Here is a 14,103-nt window from a genome sequence, read left to right as displayed (position 1 = left end):
GCCTAGCGTTTTGTGCGTCATGCACTGAATTCGAGCAAAACACAAACTTGCTCTTGAAATGCTTCTTCTTACCCCCACATTAGATTTATCAGATTTGATGTGGCTCTATTAAGGAGAAAGCAATGAACGCTGCAAGCAAAGAAACATTAGGATTTAAGACCGAAGTTAAGCAACTACTGCACCTAATGATTCACTCTTTGTATTCGAACAAAGAAATCTTCTTACGTGAACTCGTGTCCAACGCCTCGGATGCATGCGATAAATTACGTTTTGAAGCACTGCAAAACGATGCCTTGTTGGAAGGTGGTGCAGATCTAAAGATTGATATTCATTTCGATAAAGACGCACGTACCGTGACGATTGAAGACAATGGTATTGGTATGACACGCGACGACGTGATCAACCACCTTGGTACGATTGCCAAGTCGGGCACGGCTGAATTCTTAGGTAAATTAAGTGGTGACCAAAAGAAAGATTCACAACTGATTGGTCAGTTCGGTGTGGGCTTCTATTCTGCCTTTATCGTTGCTGATAACGTTGTTGTAGAGACACGTCGTGCCGGTGAAGATGCCGCAAATGCTGTTCGCTGGGAGTCTGCCGGTGAGGGTGAATTCAGCCTAGAGAACATTGAAAAAGCAGAGCGTGGTACGCGTATTGTTTTGCACCTAAAAGAAGGTGAAGAAGAATTCGCTGATAGTTTCCGCTTGCAGTCATTAATCAAAAAATATTCGGATCACATCGCGATTCCGGTATTTGTCCAAGCCGACGCAGAAGAAGCCGCTGGCGAAGAGGGGGAAGAAGCAAAAGCCCCTGAAGCCGTTAACCAAGCCAAGGCCATGTGGACTCGTAGTAAATCAGACTTAACAGACGAAGATTACACCGAGTTTTACAAGCACATTTCACACGATTGGAATGCGCCATTAACTTGGATGCATAACCGTGTTGAAGGTAAGTTAGATTACACCAGCTTGCTTTATATTCCGGCGAAAGCACCGTTTGATATTTGGAATCGTGATGCTAGCCGTGGTTTGAAGTTATACGTTCAGCGCGTATTTATTATGGATGACGCCGAACAGTTCTTGCCTTTATATCTGCGCTTTGTAAAAGGTGTACTGGACTCTAACGATTTATCGTTAAACGTATCACGCGAAATTCTGCAGCAAGATAAGCAGGTCGATAGCATGCGCTCTGCGTTGGTGAAGCGTGTACTGGATACCTTAGAAAAAACCGCTAAAAACGAACCTGAAAAGTATCAATCTTTCTGGGATCAGTTTGGTGAAGTGCTAAAAGAAGGCCCTGCTGAAGACTTTGCTAACCGTGAAAAAATCGCTGGATTGTTCCGCTTTGCTACTACGTTAAGTGAAGGCGAAACCGAGAATGTTGGTCTTGCTGATTATGTCGCGCGCATGCGTGAAGGTCAGAAGAAAATCTACTTTATTACCGGCGACAACCACGCAGCGGTTTCTACGAGCCCGCACTTGGAGTACTTCAAGCGCAAAAATATCGAAGTGCTATTGCTGACTGATCGCGTTGATGAGTGGATGGTCAGTCACTTAGCAGACTTCGACGGTAAGGTGTTCCAAGACGTCACGAAAGGTGAGTTGGATCTTGATGAGCTGGCTGATGACACTGAAAAGGATCAACAAAAAGCACTTGAAGATAGCCATAAAGATTTAGTCGAACGTATTGAAAAAGCATTAGAAGGCGAAGTGAAATCGGTGCGCGTGACCTCTCGTTTAACCGACTCACCGGCTTGTATGGTTGTTGGCCAGTACGACATGGGCGGTCATTTACGTCGCATGATGGAAGCTGCTGGGCAAAAAATGCCAGAGCCTGAAATCGCTCTTGAGGTTAACCCATCACATCCACTGATCGAGCGTTTGGACCAAGAGCAAGATGAAGAGCGCTTCGTCGACCTTGCTCGTTTAATCCATGCCCAAGCCCAGTTAGCGGAGGGCAGTCAATTGAAGCAGCCCGCTTTATACGTTGCTCGTTTGAACAAGCTGTTGCTAGATCTGATGAAGTAAGGCAATGAATCGGGTGGCGACGGCATTTAAACGCCGTCGCCACACTGTTATCATGCCTAGTCTAAACGCGACGTGATTGCTCACCGTCGCGATTTTTTATATTTGGGGAAGACGATGAAATTGACCATAGCAAAGATGGCGCGATTGTTCGCCGTTGGTGCGCTGACAGTAAGTGGTAGCTTGGTTCACGCTGGTGGTTCACTCGATTTAAGCCTGTCAGACGACAACGTTCGTTTGGCATACGATGCAACGCAATTGAGCACAGGCATGCACCTGAATGCCGCTGTGTTACACAACTCCAGTGATGGCGACATCATTTCTGGTGGCGTGCATGTGGTTGATGTTCGTAACAATCAGAGCGATCTTTACATTGGTGTTGGCGGTAACGCATACGCAGTGATTACTGATAACGCCGATGGTGCTGCAATTGGTGTGGGTGGTTTTTTCCGCTACAGCATGCCGTTTAATCGCGATCTCGCGTTAGCCGGTTACGCCTACTATGCGCCGCCAGTTATTTCGTTTTCAGAAGTCGAAAATATGGTCGATTCTGATATTCGTATTCAATATAACTTGCTGCCAACGGCCCACTTGTACACTGGATTTCGCTACACCAGCATTCAGTTTGAAAACGCCAATAGTCGTTACAAGTTAGGCGAAGGTTTACACCTTGGCTTTAAATTGGATTTCTGAGGACGCTTACTTGTCTAAGTGGATCGGTTTTACCAATCAAAAGTTATATCAAGTACGCTTGCTGCTAGAGCAGAGAGAGCGCTTGGACGGTCCTGAGGCCTTGCTTGATGGATTAGAGCAGGGCGCTCAGTACTTGTTGTACGATGCTTACGTTTCTTATCTAAACGAATTGGCTGAGATGGCGAATTATCGTCAGCCAGTTGCCACACTTGAAGATTTATTAGCACATACACCGCTCGTAACGGGTGAAATGAAAGAAATACAGTTTCTTCGTGCTGACAGTTTTTCGTGGCTGACTGCTATGCTCAAAGCAGTTGCCGAACAGGCGCAGCCAACTTCATCAAGGACTATTGAAGTCGACACCTTCGATCCGTTTGGTGATGCAGCAAGTTTAAATTCCATTACTTTGCTTCAAGATAACGCGTCACCTGCTAGCAAATGGTTAAGTCAGTTGAGTGATTTGATCGATGCTCAACGCGAGAATCGCCAAGAAAGCTAAATAGACAGTTCAAGGATTACAGTTACGTGCCACTTTAACTTAGTGTTAAAGGTGCATGCTGTGATAAACTCCCGCGCCCACTTTTGAGAGGCGGATATGGCACGCTTTTTTGAAATAGTTGAATTATCGAACGGTGACATTGCGTTGCGCCGTGCGGATGAACAAGACGGTGATGCACTTGTGTGTATCCACTTTTCTGAAGACGCTAAGGCTAGTTTACAGGCCCATCATATGGATGTGGCTCGCGTAATGCTTGAAGCCGGAGTGCGTAAGGTCGGTGAGCTATCTGGCATGGAAGTAGAGCGCGAAGATTTCGATGCGCCAGAACACCATCGTAGCTTGCATTAATTGCTTAAGTTTTAGCTTGCGGTTACGACGCCCAAAAAAAAGCCCCATCCCAATGGGGCTTTTTTATGTTTTGCATACAGTAATCGTTTTGATTATGACTTCATAGCGAACGGGTCAATACAACATGGCTGCCGCTATTGATCGCTAAACTGCGAATCTCAGCGCGATCCTCAGTACTAAGATCGCCACACCACTCGATAATCAAATGGCTTGTTTTCGCCTGCAGAATGCGTTGACAAAGGGTTAGTTGCGATTCGCAGTTGCTATCCAGGTGAACCACGGGGGAGTCACTAAGACCCACGCTTTTAAGCCAGTGCTTGTTCATGCTGAGATTTGGACTGAGCCACATTAACCAACGCTGATGGGCATTGCAGTGCGCTAGCATAGGTAAAAGTTGGAAGGGCTGAATGGCTCCACCTTCACTTACTATTACCTCCGTTAAGCTACCGCTGTTTGTGTGGCCTAACTTTGCGTGGTCAACCATGCGACCTAACGATGGTGTGATACTCGTACTCGCAGACATTGCTGGCTGTTCAATTTCAAAGCTTAACTGGCGCATAACAATCCCCTTAATCAAACGTACTACTTATCTAATCAATTAACTGCGACGAACCACACCAACGTACAGACCTTCCACGGCAAACTCCGTTTTTTTTAAGTCGACCTCAATCGGTTGATAGTCTTCATTTTCTGGGAATAAGGTGACGTGATTACGGTTCTTTTGATAACGCTTAACGGTCACTTCTTCACCTACCCGGGCAACGATAATTTGGCCATTGCGGGCGGTATCCATCTTGTGAACTGCTATGAAGTCGCCATTCATGATGCCAATGTCTTTCATGCTGTCACCGTGTACTTCAAGTAAAAAGTCGGCTTCAGGTTTGAAAAAGGATGGTGGGATTTCGCAATAATCGTTGATGTGCTCTTGTGCCAAAATAGGCTCTCCAGCCGCCACTCGACCTATGATAGGTAGGCCTAGATTCGCTTCTTCGACGATACGTAAGCCACGTGATGCACCAGGCATCATTTCGATAGCGCCTTTGCGAGCAAGGGCTTTTAAGTGCTCTTCAGCGGCGTTGGGCGACTTAAAACCTAGCTCTGTTGCTATTTCAGCGCGAGTCGGTGGAAATCCTGTCTCCTCTAATGAAGAGCGGATAAAGTCCAGAACCTGTTGCTGCCGTGCGGTGAGCTTAACCATGATGTTTTGTCCAAGCTGTTAATTCATACAGTAAGTGGAAATATATACAGTGTTTTTTGCTCTGTAAAGCCCCAGAAACCGCTAAATACTAATTTTTATCATTGTCCACTGTGCTCTTAGCTCGGAATTTGGCGGTTTCTTACTTGCGAATAAAGCGTTTTAAACGTATGTTTCAAACACTCGTTAGTTGGATGCTAGAGACATGGCACAGAAAGATACGGCGAAGTGCATATTGGATGCCGCCGAAGAATTATTCTCAGAGCGGGGGTTTGCTGAAACCTCCCTGCGTAACATCACGACCAAAGCCGGTGTCAATCTGGCGGCTGTGAATTATCATTTTGGTTCAAAGAAGTCGCTAATTCAGGCCGTGTTCGCGCGCTTTTTAACGCCTTTTTCTGAAAACCTTGCTGAAGCATTAGAAGCTTACAAATCTCGCCAAGCTGACGACGGCATTGAGCTGCATGGTTTATTGGTGTTGTTATCTGGTGTTGCCTTGCGCAGTGGCGGTACTCGGCCACAGCGTTTGGATATTTTCATGCGTCTGCTCGGTTTAGCATATACCCAAGGCCAAGGACACTTACGCAAATTCTTGAAGTCTGAATATGGCCCTGTGTTCCAACAGTATATGGCCTTAGTGACAGCGGCTACACCTGAGTTATCGGATGCTGATCGCTTTTGGCGAATCCACTTTATGTTGGGCGCTACCATGTTTACTTTATCGGGCGTTGATTCGTTAACTGCCATGGCGGAGCATGATTTAGGTGAACCAACCAATGTGGCGCAAGTCGTAGATCAACTCTTACCTTTCTTAGGGGCTGGTCTAAAAGCTCCGGCTCTGAAAAAATCGGTGTAGTTGTTTTTAGCGTCAGCTTCTTGGAGCGAACATGTCGGACGAATGTCTGATCGAAATATCTATTGAAGACCAGCTTCTGCGCTTTACCAGCGCAGGGCTATGTATTCAATATCCGGTATCGACAGCGCTGAATGGAGCTGGAGAGGCAGAGGGGTCTAATTGTACTCCTCGTGGATGGCATAAAATTAGAGCCTGCATTGGCGCTGAACAGCCGCTTAACAGTGTTTTTGTTGGTCGTCGTCCCACAGGTGAACGTTATTCGCCTGAGCTTGCTCAGCGTTATCCTAATCGAGATTGGATCTTGTCTCGTATTCTTTGGTTACAAGGGCAAGAAATCGGTCGCAATCGCTTTGGTAATGTCGATAGTGCACGTCGTTATATCTATATTCACGGCACACCGGATAGTGAGCCTATGGGGGTGCCGCTGTCACATGGTTGTATCCGTATGCGTAACCAAGATGTCGTTGATCTATTTGATCGTGTATCTGCGGGTACCCCCGTTTGGATTCAGGCACACAGTTTTAGGACTATCCCATGTCGCAACCTTTAATCATTCAAAATAACGCTATCGGTGTGGTTGCTGATATTGCGGGGTTTGAGCTAACCGCGAATGATAAAACCTTTTTAATGCAGCCAGAAATTTGCGGTTTAATTTTATTTAGTCGTAATTATCAATCGCCGCAGCAATTGCAGCGCTTAACCCAAGCCTTACATGAAATACGCCCTGATCTATTGATCAGTGTGGATCAAGAAGGCGGGCGAGTGCAGCGTTTTCGCGAGGGCTTTACAAGGTTGCCCGCGATGCTGAGTTTCGAAAATGACTACCTGAAAAACCCTGACCAAACCCTGCAAGATGTTCGAGATCTTGGTTGGTTAATGGCGGTAGAGTTGCTGCAACACGGTGTCGATTTAAGTTACGCGCCAGTACTGGATATTGAACGCGATTGTTCGCGGGTAATTGGTGATCGTGCTTTTGGTCATAACGCTGAAAGCGTTATGGCATTATCGCAGGCGTGGGTTAGTGGTATGCAAGATGCTGGAATGTGCGCTGTTGGGAAGCATTTTCCTGGGCATGGGGCAGTTATTGGCGATTCGCACCACGAGTTGCCGATTGATAATCGTTCTAGCGCCGAGATTAACGGTGACATTGCGCCGTTTAAGCATTTAATGGATCGACAGCAGCTTGTCGGCATTATGCCGGCACATGTGCGTTATCCTGCCGTTGATGCCGATAACACTGCTGGATTTTCAGCGAAGTGGCTACAGGGCTGTTTGCGCACTGAATTGCAATTTACTGGTGTTATTTTCAGTGACGACTTATCAATGGCGGGCGCAGCCAGCGGTGGTGATTATTTCCAACGTGCCAGCCTTGCTGCACGTGCGGGATGTAATGCTCTGCTTGCTTGTAACAACCGCGAAGGCGCCGAGCATATTGTGGCGGCAGTGCGCGAGCTACAGAGCAACGGTTATCAGAGCTTAAGCCTAGCGCAATTAATACCCGCCAGTTACGACATTGACCCAGAGCGCTATCAGGCCGTAAAAGCGCGCCTGTTATTGGCCGGACGCATTGCCTAGAAAAGTTAATCAAACGAATTTAAGTACGACGTAATAGAGAATTTTGATGCAAGACATTCCCGTAGTGACATCGCCAATGCAGCCACTGATTGCCATTATTGGTGGTACTGGATTGACCGAATTAGAAGGGCCTGAGTTAACTCAAACTCACGACATCAATACCGCGCTGGGTAAGCCCTCGTCATTGATTCAAGAGGGAACTTGGAATGGCCAGCGTGTATTATTTTTGGCTCGTCACGGGCATCCTCACGCTGTGCCACCGCACAAGGTAAATTATCGCGCAAACATACTCGCCCTTCAGCAACTTGGTGCGACCCATATTGTGGCTGTGAATGCGGTTGGTGGTATCCATTCTGAGATGGTTTCTGGCCGTATTGCCGTGCCGCATCAGATCGTCGATTACACCTATGGACGCGAGAATACCTTTTTTGATGGTGACTTCCGTCCTCTGGATCACATTGATCTTACTCACCCATACGATGAAACTTTGCGCCAAGCACTTATGGTCGCAGGAAAGCAAGCGGGCTTAAGCGTCAGTGATTTTGGTGTGTATGCCGCGACGCAAGGCCCGAGGCTGGAAACTATTGCTGAGATCGTGCGTCTTGAACGTGATGGCTGTGATTTGGTTGGTATGACGGGTATGCCCGAGGCGGCTTTAGCCCGTGAGCTTAATATTCCTTACGCCAGTATTTGTTTGGTGGTGAATCCGGCAGCGGGCAAAAGTGATGGCGAAATCACCATGGACGAGATTCGTGCTGTTATTGGCACTGGGATGGGTCAGGTGCGCGACATGTTGGGCGCGTTACTGGAGAAGTTTGCCCAAAGCTAATGCTTAATTGGTGGGCTAGGCTTGAGCTAAGGCTGCCCGTATGGGTGGCCTTTTTCGTTTGTTGTGGGTCTTTATTCGCCACTATTTCAAAAGCGTGGCCATAATCAACCGTTTCTTTTCGTTCTGTAAAGTCGGTAACCGACTGTAACAAAGTGTTGCCGCTCGGAAATATCTCTCATATATTGAACGCACTGTCAGGTATCGCCGGGAGGGTATTTGAGAGTAGGGCGTCCAAGGTGCTGTTGATCGCCAGTGATTAAAGATTCGATATTTATCAATAATTACTCGCCCAAAACGAAGTAAGCTAAATGCATAAAAATAATAATTACCGACACTAAATTTCACCTTAATAAGAAATGTTAGTGTCTCAGATCGAGGCCTCCACATGATTGCTAAGTCGCCACGTTTGTCTTGTAAGTTTTTTGCGATTAACCAAGTGTCTGTACCTATGTTGATAGAAATGCACACCATTTTTAATAACTACTACGAGAATGCCGATCTAGATACTTTCATTTTGGATATGAGTAAAAAGTCGGGTGTGTTTGTATTAAAAGATCTAACCAATAAGCGTATCGTTGGCTTTAGTACTTGGACTGAAATGCCAATTACTTATAAAGGTGAGCAGGCAATTGGTGTATTCAGTGGTGATACCATTGTCGAGGAGGCTTACTGGGGTAATAAAGCAATGCATACTGCATTTGCATTGCAGGCGGTAAAAACAAAATTAAAAAATCGTGGCGCTAAAGTATTTTGGTTATTGATCTCTAAAGGCTACAAAACCTTTTTGTTAATGACTAATAATGTTCCTGTACATTACCCGAGCATAAATCCAGATAACCAGCGTAATGCTGATTTAAAAGAAGTCGTCGATACGTATTGTAAGGCTTTATATCCATATGCTTATGACGAAAAAAATCAGTTGTTAGATTTTGGTGATAACTACCATGCCCTAAAAAGTCACGTTGCAACTATTTCGCCGAGTATGCGTGCCGAAAATCGCAATATTCAACTGTTCGAACGCTTAAATCCTACGTGGCAGCGTGGCACAGAATTGCCATGTGTCGCTGAGATTTCACTAGATTGTATAGTTTTCTTTTTCAAGAAACTGATGTTTGGTCGTCGTAAAGTTCGCGCAGAAAAATTCGGCAAGAGTTTGGCTTGATCTTTATCATTTGGTCGACAATGAACCTTGGGTTAGAGTGGTGCTGTTGCCACTCTAATCGAATAGGACGTCGTCATGGTTCCTCCCTCGGATACAGCAAAAAATCGCTTAATTGAAAGAATTTCGCAGTGGCGCGATGAGCGTTATCATGCTCAGCGACGCTGGAGTTTCGCTCATCACCTCGTTTTATTCGGCTCTATAATTGCCAGTGTTCTTGCTGGTACGCTGATTCAAATCAATATGACCCAGCATGCTTCTTTGCTAACGACGTTAGCCGCAGTATTGACTGCTATTGCTGCGTCTGGCGGATTTGAGCGTAAGTGGAAGAGTAATCGTTTAAGCCGTAGTCGAGCAGATCGAATGCTACTCGCGCTTGATGACGATGAAGCGGATTTGCATGATGTAAGAGCGCAATTAGCTCAAGCCATTGAAAAGCATGATATGGAAGTCGTTGGCGAGAAAGACGACGTCGATGATTAATCGCCTTTCTCTATCGTTAAGTGGTATTACTCGATCGGAGTAACCTTCACCACAATGCCTAGCATTGGATGGTCGAGGTAATGTAATTCGCCGCTGCGCATGCGGCGGGTTTGACGAATAGTGGATGCACGCAATGGAATGCTGTGGGGTTGAGCTTCTGATTGTTCACCGCTTGGCAGCCACTCGCCTGATTGGTCACTGCTGGGTAGTGTTAATACATCCAACGGCGATTCCGCTACATCATGGTAGTGCTGCACTAAGATATCGGTATTAAAGTGCAAATAGCGACTGCGATGCAGGCTAAATTGCCCGGTTATTTCGATATCCATGTCGCGCTTCAATTCAATATGTAGCGGGTGTGGTAGTGCCAATCCTTCTTCTTGAATCGGTTCAGCCCATACTTCATGCCATACCACTGTCATATCACTACGGTAGTTGATACGGTCGATGGCATCATTGAGTTCAGGTGCTGCTAACTCTAGTTGCTTAGCGGTTGGTACATCGGAAAAATCATATCCAGCCAGTAGCGCATTATAGCGCTGCTGGACTGCACTTGGGTTTAACCACCAAGTCATAGAGTTAATTGGGTCGATTAATGGCTCAGTCGTTGTCTCTGTTGCAAGATTTGAGTCGGTATCGCTAGCGATAGCGGCAGCCCAGTGCTCTTGCGCCATATTTGCCTCATCGAGATAGGCAACGATCATCACCTCCACGCGATACCACGGAGTAGCACAAGCCATAGAGGAGCATAACAACATGAATGTCGCGGGAAGAGCGGTACGCATTGTATTAACCACGAACTGAATCACGAATTAGGGTCCTTTTGCAGGTCGGTAAGAATCTGGTCGACGGTTTTGAATCGACTTTCGATAGTGTCCATTGGGAAGAAGAAACGCAAGGTATGTCCATCTTCAAGTCGGAAACTGGCCGAGCGTGTTTGCACTAGTTTAATCAACACAAACGGGTTGATCGAGGTTTCACTACCAAATTCGATCTTACCTTGGCTGGCAGAGGCGTCCAAACGCACGATGCCTAATGGTGTTAAACGCAATTTGAGTGATGTAACTCTAAATAGTTGCTTCGCTGGCTCTGGTAGCAAACCAAAACGGTCGATCATCTCTACTTGCAGCTCTTTCAACTGATGATCATCGGTCGCACTGGCGATACGTTTATACAGGGTTAAGCGGCTGTTTACATCGGGTAGATAGTCGCCTGGGATTAACGCTGGGGTATACATATTAACTTCGGCGCCATGTGGCATGGATAAGTCGACGGAAGGTTCTTTGCCCGAGCGAATGGCTTTTACGGCTTGTTCTAGCATTTCCATATAGAGAGTAAAGCCAATGGCTTCAATCTGCCCGCTCTGTTCGTCACCTAACAATTCACCCGCACCACGGATTTCCAAATCGTGGGTAGCCAGCATAAAGCCTGCGCCTAAATCTTGAGCTGCTGAAATCGCCTCTAAGCGTTTTTCCGCGTCCTTAGTAACCTTACGATCTACTGGCGTGAGTAAATACGCATAGGCTTGATGGTGAGAACGGCCAACACGGCCTCGCAACTGGTGCAGCTGCGCTAAACCAAATTTATCGGCGCGATCAATGATAATGGTGTTGGCCGATGGAATATCGATACCCGTTTCAATAATGGTGGTACATACCAACATATTGAAGCGTTTGTGGTAGAAGTCGCTCATCACGCTTTCTAGTTCGCGTTCTGACATTTGTCCATGAGCAATGCCGACGCGGGCTTCGGGAATCGATTCTGCTAAATCCCGGGCTACTTTTTCGATGGTTTTTACTTCGTTGTGTAAATAATACACTTGGCCGCCACGTAATATTTCACGCAGTACCGCTTCTTTAATGGTGGCGTTATCGCTTTGACGAACAAAGGTTTTAACACTTAATCGTTTCGCTGGCGGTGTGGCAATAATCGATAAATCGCGAATACTCGCCATCGCCATATTCAAAGTACGTGGAATAGGCGTTGCTGTTAACGTAAGAATATCGACTTCGGAGCGAAGCGATTTAATACGCTCTTTTTGCGTTACACCAAAGCGGTGCTCTTCATCAATAATCAATAATCCGAGATGTTCAAACTTCACATCTTTTTGCAGTAATTTATGCGTGCCGACAACGATATCGGTTTTACCTTCCACCATACGTTCAAGCGCGGCTTGGGTTTCTTTGGCGGAATTAAAGCGCGAAAGCACATCCACTTTTACAGGCCATTCAGCAAAGCGGTCAGCAAAGTTCTGATAGTGCTGCTGCGCTAGCAGGGTCGTGGGGACTAATACAGCAACCTGCTTACCACTTTGTACGGCTAAAAATGCGGCGCGCATAGCGACTTCTGTTTTACCAAAGCCCACATCGCCACACACTAGGCGATCCATAGGACGAATATCAGTCATGTCGCTAATTACGGCATCAATTGCAGTTTGCTGGTCGGGTGTTTCTTCGTATGGGAAGCCCGCGGAGAAGCGTTTGTAATCGTCATCGGGTTCGGTAAATGCAAAGCCTTTACGCGCTTGGCGACGCGCGTAAATATCCAATAACTCGGCTGCCGTATCGCGGATTTTTTCGGCGGCTTTACGCTTCGCTTGGCTCCATTTATCGGTGCCTAATTTATTTAACGGCGCATGTTCATGTTCTGCACCACCGTAGCGAGAGATTAAATGCAAGGCAGAAACAGGAACATACAATTTGTCGCCGTTAGCATATTCCAGTAATAAAAATTCGTTAACTTGGCCGCCAGCGTCGAGAATTTGTAGGCCCATATAACGACCAACGCCGTGATCCAAATGGACGACGGGGGCGCCTTCTTTTAATTCCGATAAATCACGAACGACTAATTCGCTATCAGTTTTCTGCTTTTGTCGGCGACGACGTTGTTGAATGCGTTGGCCAAATAATTGATTTTCGGTAACAACGAATAAATCGTCACCAATTTGTGCGCCTTGCTCTAATGGCCCAATAATTAAACCTAGCGGTTCGTCGCCGTCGATAAACTCTTGCCACTCAACGACATCTTGCGGATGAATATGAATGCGGCCTAACAGTTCGCGCAGCGCTTCACGCCTCCCGGCGGATTCGACGCAAAATAAAACCCGACCATTGGTGTTGCTCAACCAAGTTTGCAAGCGCTGCAGCGGTTGCTCTAAGCGTGAATCAACACTGACATCGGGCAGTGCTTGGGTATCGAAGTCGATAGCGCCCGAGCGCTTTGGCGCACCCTCTAAAAACCACTGAATTTGTGGGTAGTCGTTGAGTTTTTCAAATAGTTGGTTGGTCGCTAAAAATAATTCAGCGGGCGCCAGAATAGGGCGCAAGCGATCATAGCGCCGACTTTCATAGCGTTGTTCAACGTCTATACGAAATTGGCTTGCTGCTTCTTCTAAACGAGCATCGTGAATAATCAGCGTATTTTTCGGTAAATGATCAAAAATATTGCCAAGATCATCGCTAAAAAATAGTGGTAAGTAATATTCGACACCGGCTGGTGCAATACCTTGAGTGACATCGGTAAAGACGGGGCACGCTTTAGGGTCATGTTCGAAAAAATCAAACCAACGTGCTTTAAAGGTACGAATAGCGGCCGTGTTTAATGGAAACTCACGCGCAGGCAAAATACGTATGGCATCTACCTTGTCGATTGTGCGCTGGCTTTCCGGGTCGAACGTTCGCAGCGAATCAATTTCGTCATCGACGAGATCGACACGGAAAGGTAGCTCTTGGCCCATTGGATAAATATCCATAATGGCACCACGAACTGCAAACTCACCGTGCTCATAAACGGTATCGACACAGTGATAACCCGCGATTTCGAGTTGGCGACGGGTATGCTCAGGATCAAAATTACCACCGACATCTAAAACAAAACTCTGCCCTTGATAAAAGCTATTAGGTGGTAAGCGATGAAGCAGGGTAGTGACTGGAACAATGAGCACCCCTTGTTTTAGATCATGCAGTTTACTCAGTGTGGCGATGCGCTGGGAGACGATGTCTTGGTGTGGCGAGAAAACGTCGTACGGCAAGATTTCCCAATCGGGGAAATGCAGAACAGGTAGATGCGGAGCGAAGAAACGAATTTCTTCTTCAAGGCGTAAGGCGCTACCGGTATCGGTAGTAATTACCAGTGTTAGACCGGCCTGTTGCTGTGCTGCGGCGGCTATGGCTAATGCTTGGCTGGCGCCCTGCAAACTCCCCCAGAACCGACGCTCGGCAGCGCGATTATGAATTTCAGGGCTGAGTGGACTGACCATGGATGCTCCGCAGAAGGTGTAAAAAGGCGGCTAGTGTAACGAATGGCATACACACTGTTAACCAAAATGGTGATATTGGCAGTGCCAAACATTTGTGAAACCGATTGTATCTGGGCATAATGTGCCCCCGAATTTTGCCCACTGATTTTTAACGGAAGGTGAACCCGTGAGCCAAGACAAACAC

The 14,103-nt window shown here is 46.7% G+C and carries 14 protein-coding genes; 10 read left to right on the top strand and 4 right to left on the bottom strand.

The window, feature by feature from the left end:
* Positions 1-122 precede the first annotated feature (122 nt).
* The 4 genes from htpG to TOL_RS10065 all read left to right on the top strand — a co-directional run bounded on the left by htpG (position 123) and on the right by TOL_RS10065 (position 3,564).
* On the top strand, positions 123-2,027 hold the full coding sequence (gene htpG / locus TOL_RS10080) for a molecular chaperone HtpG (RefSeq protein WP_015487220.1): 1,905 nt from the start codon (positions 123-125) through the stop codon (positions 2,025-2,027).
* 114 nt (positions 2,028-2,141) lie between these two features.
* Complete coding sequence (locus TOL_RS18365; RefSeq protein WP_015487219.1) at positions 2,142-2,717, top strand: YfaZ family outer membrane protein; 576 nt, start codon at positions 2,142-2,144, stop codon at positions 2,715-2,717.
* A 10-nt stretch (positions 2,718-2,727) separates the two neighbouring features.
* Positions 2,728-3,216, top strand: coding sequence for a DUF6586 family protein (locus tag TOL_RS10070; RefSeq protein WP_044019339.1), 489 nt, complete (start codon positions 2,728-2,730; stop codon positions 3,214-3,216).
* Between the two features lie 96 nt (positions 3,217-3,312).
* Positions 3,313-3,564 (top strand): hypothetical protein, encoded by a 252-nt coding sequence (locus TOL_RS10065; RefSeq protein ID WP_015487217.1) that lies wholly within the window; start codon positions 3,313-3,315, stop codon positions 3,562-3,564.
* Positions 3,565-3,664: 100 nt separating this feature from the next.
* Here TOL_RS10065 and TOL_RS10060 read toward each other — a convergent pair whose 3' ends face one another.
* Both TOL_RS10060 and lexA read right to left on the bottom strand, forming a co-directional pair.
* Complete coding sequence (locus tag TOL_RS10060) at positions 3,665-4,123, bottom strand: cell division inhibitor SulA (RefSeq protein ID WP_015487216.1); 459 nt, start codon at positions 4,121-4,123, stop codon at positions 3,665-3,667.
* A 39-nt stretch (positions 4,124-4,162) separates the two neighbouring features.
* Positions 4,163-4,762, bottom strand: a complete 600-nt coding sequence (gene lexA, locus TOL_RS10055) for a transcriptional repressor LexA (RefSeq protein WP_015487215.1) — start codon at positions 4,760-4,762, stop codon at positions 4,163-4,165.
* A 202-nt stretch (positions 4,763-4,964) separates the two neighbouring features.
* Between lexA and TOL_RS10050 the strand changes: the two genes are divergently transcribed.
* The 6 genes from TOL_RS10050 to TOL_RS10025 all read left to right on the top strand — a co-directional run bounded on the left by TOL_RS10050 (position 4,965) and on the right by TOL_RS10025 (position 9,661).
* Positions 4,965-5,615: a TetR/AcrR family transcriptional regulator gene (locus TOL_RS10050; protein ID WP_015487214.1), complete on the top strand. Its 651-nt coding sequence runs from the start codon at positions 4,965-4,967 to the stop codon at positions 5,613-5,615.
* 31 nt (positions 5,616-5,646) lie between these two features.
* On the top strand, positions 5,647-6,165 hold the full coding sequence (locus tag TOL_RS10045; protein ID WP_015487213.1) for a L,D-transpeptidase: 519 nt from the start codon (positions 5,647-5,649) through the stop codon (positions 6,163-6,165).
* Positions 6,150-7,190: a beta-N-acetylhexosaminidase gene (gene nagZ / locus TOL_RS10040; RefSeq protein WP_015487212.1), complete on the top strand. Its 1,041-nt coding sequence runs from the start codon at positions 6,150-6,152 to the stop codon at positions 7,188-7,190. The genes TOL_RS10045 and nagZ overlap by 16 nt, the downstream gene beginning before the upstream one ends.
* Positions 7,191-7,236: 46 nt before the next feature.
* Positions 7,237-8,019 (top strand): S-methyl-5'-thioinosine phosphorylase, encoded by a 783-nt coding sequence (locus TOL_RS10035; RefSeq protein WP_015487211.1) that lies wholly within the window; start codon positions 7,237-7,239, stop codon positions 8,017-8,019.
* 385 nt (positions 8,020-8,404) lie between these two features.
* Positions 8,405-9,181: a hypothetical protein gene (locus tag TOL_RS10030; RefSeq protein WP_015487210.1), complete on the top strand. Its 777-nt coding sequence runs from the start codon at positions 8,405-8,407 to the stop codon at positions 9,179-9,181.
* 75 nt (positions 9,182-9,256) lie between these two features.
* Positions 9,257-9,661, top strand: a complete 405-nt coding sequence (locus TOL_RS10025) for a hypothetical protein (RefSeq protein WP_015487209.1) — start codon at positions 9,257-9,259, stop codon at positions 9,659-9,661.
* 26 nt (positions 9,662-9,687) lie between these two features.
* Here the strand turns inward: TOL_RS10025 and TOL_RS10020 are convergent, their stop codons facing one another.
* A complete protein-coding gene (locus TOL_RS10020; RefSeq protein ID WP_015487208.1) occupies positions 9,688-10,470 on the bottom strand; it encodes a CsiV family protein in 783 nt (260 codons plus the stop codon).
* On the bottom strand, positions 10,467-13,919 hold the full coding sequence (gene mfd, locus TOL_RS10015) for a transcription-repair coupling factor (RefSeq protein WP_015487207.1): 3,453 nt from the start codon (positions 13,917-13,919) through the stop codon (positions 10,467-10,469). Before mfd ends, TOL_RS10020 begins: the two co-directional genes overlap by 4 nt.
* Positions 13,920-14,103 lie beyond the last annotated feature (184 nt).

The organism is Thalassolituus oleivorans MIL-1, assembly GCF_000355675.1.
GTDB lineage: Bacteria > Pseudomonadota > Gammaproteobacteria > Pseudomonadales > Oceanobacteraceae > Thalassolituus > Thalassolituus oleivorans.
This window is presented reverse-complemented; position numbering and strand designations above follow the sequence as displayed.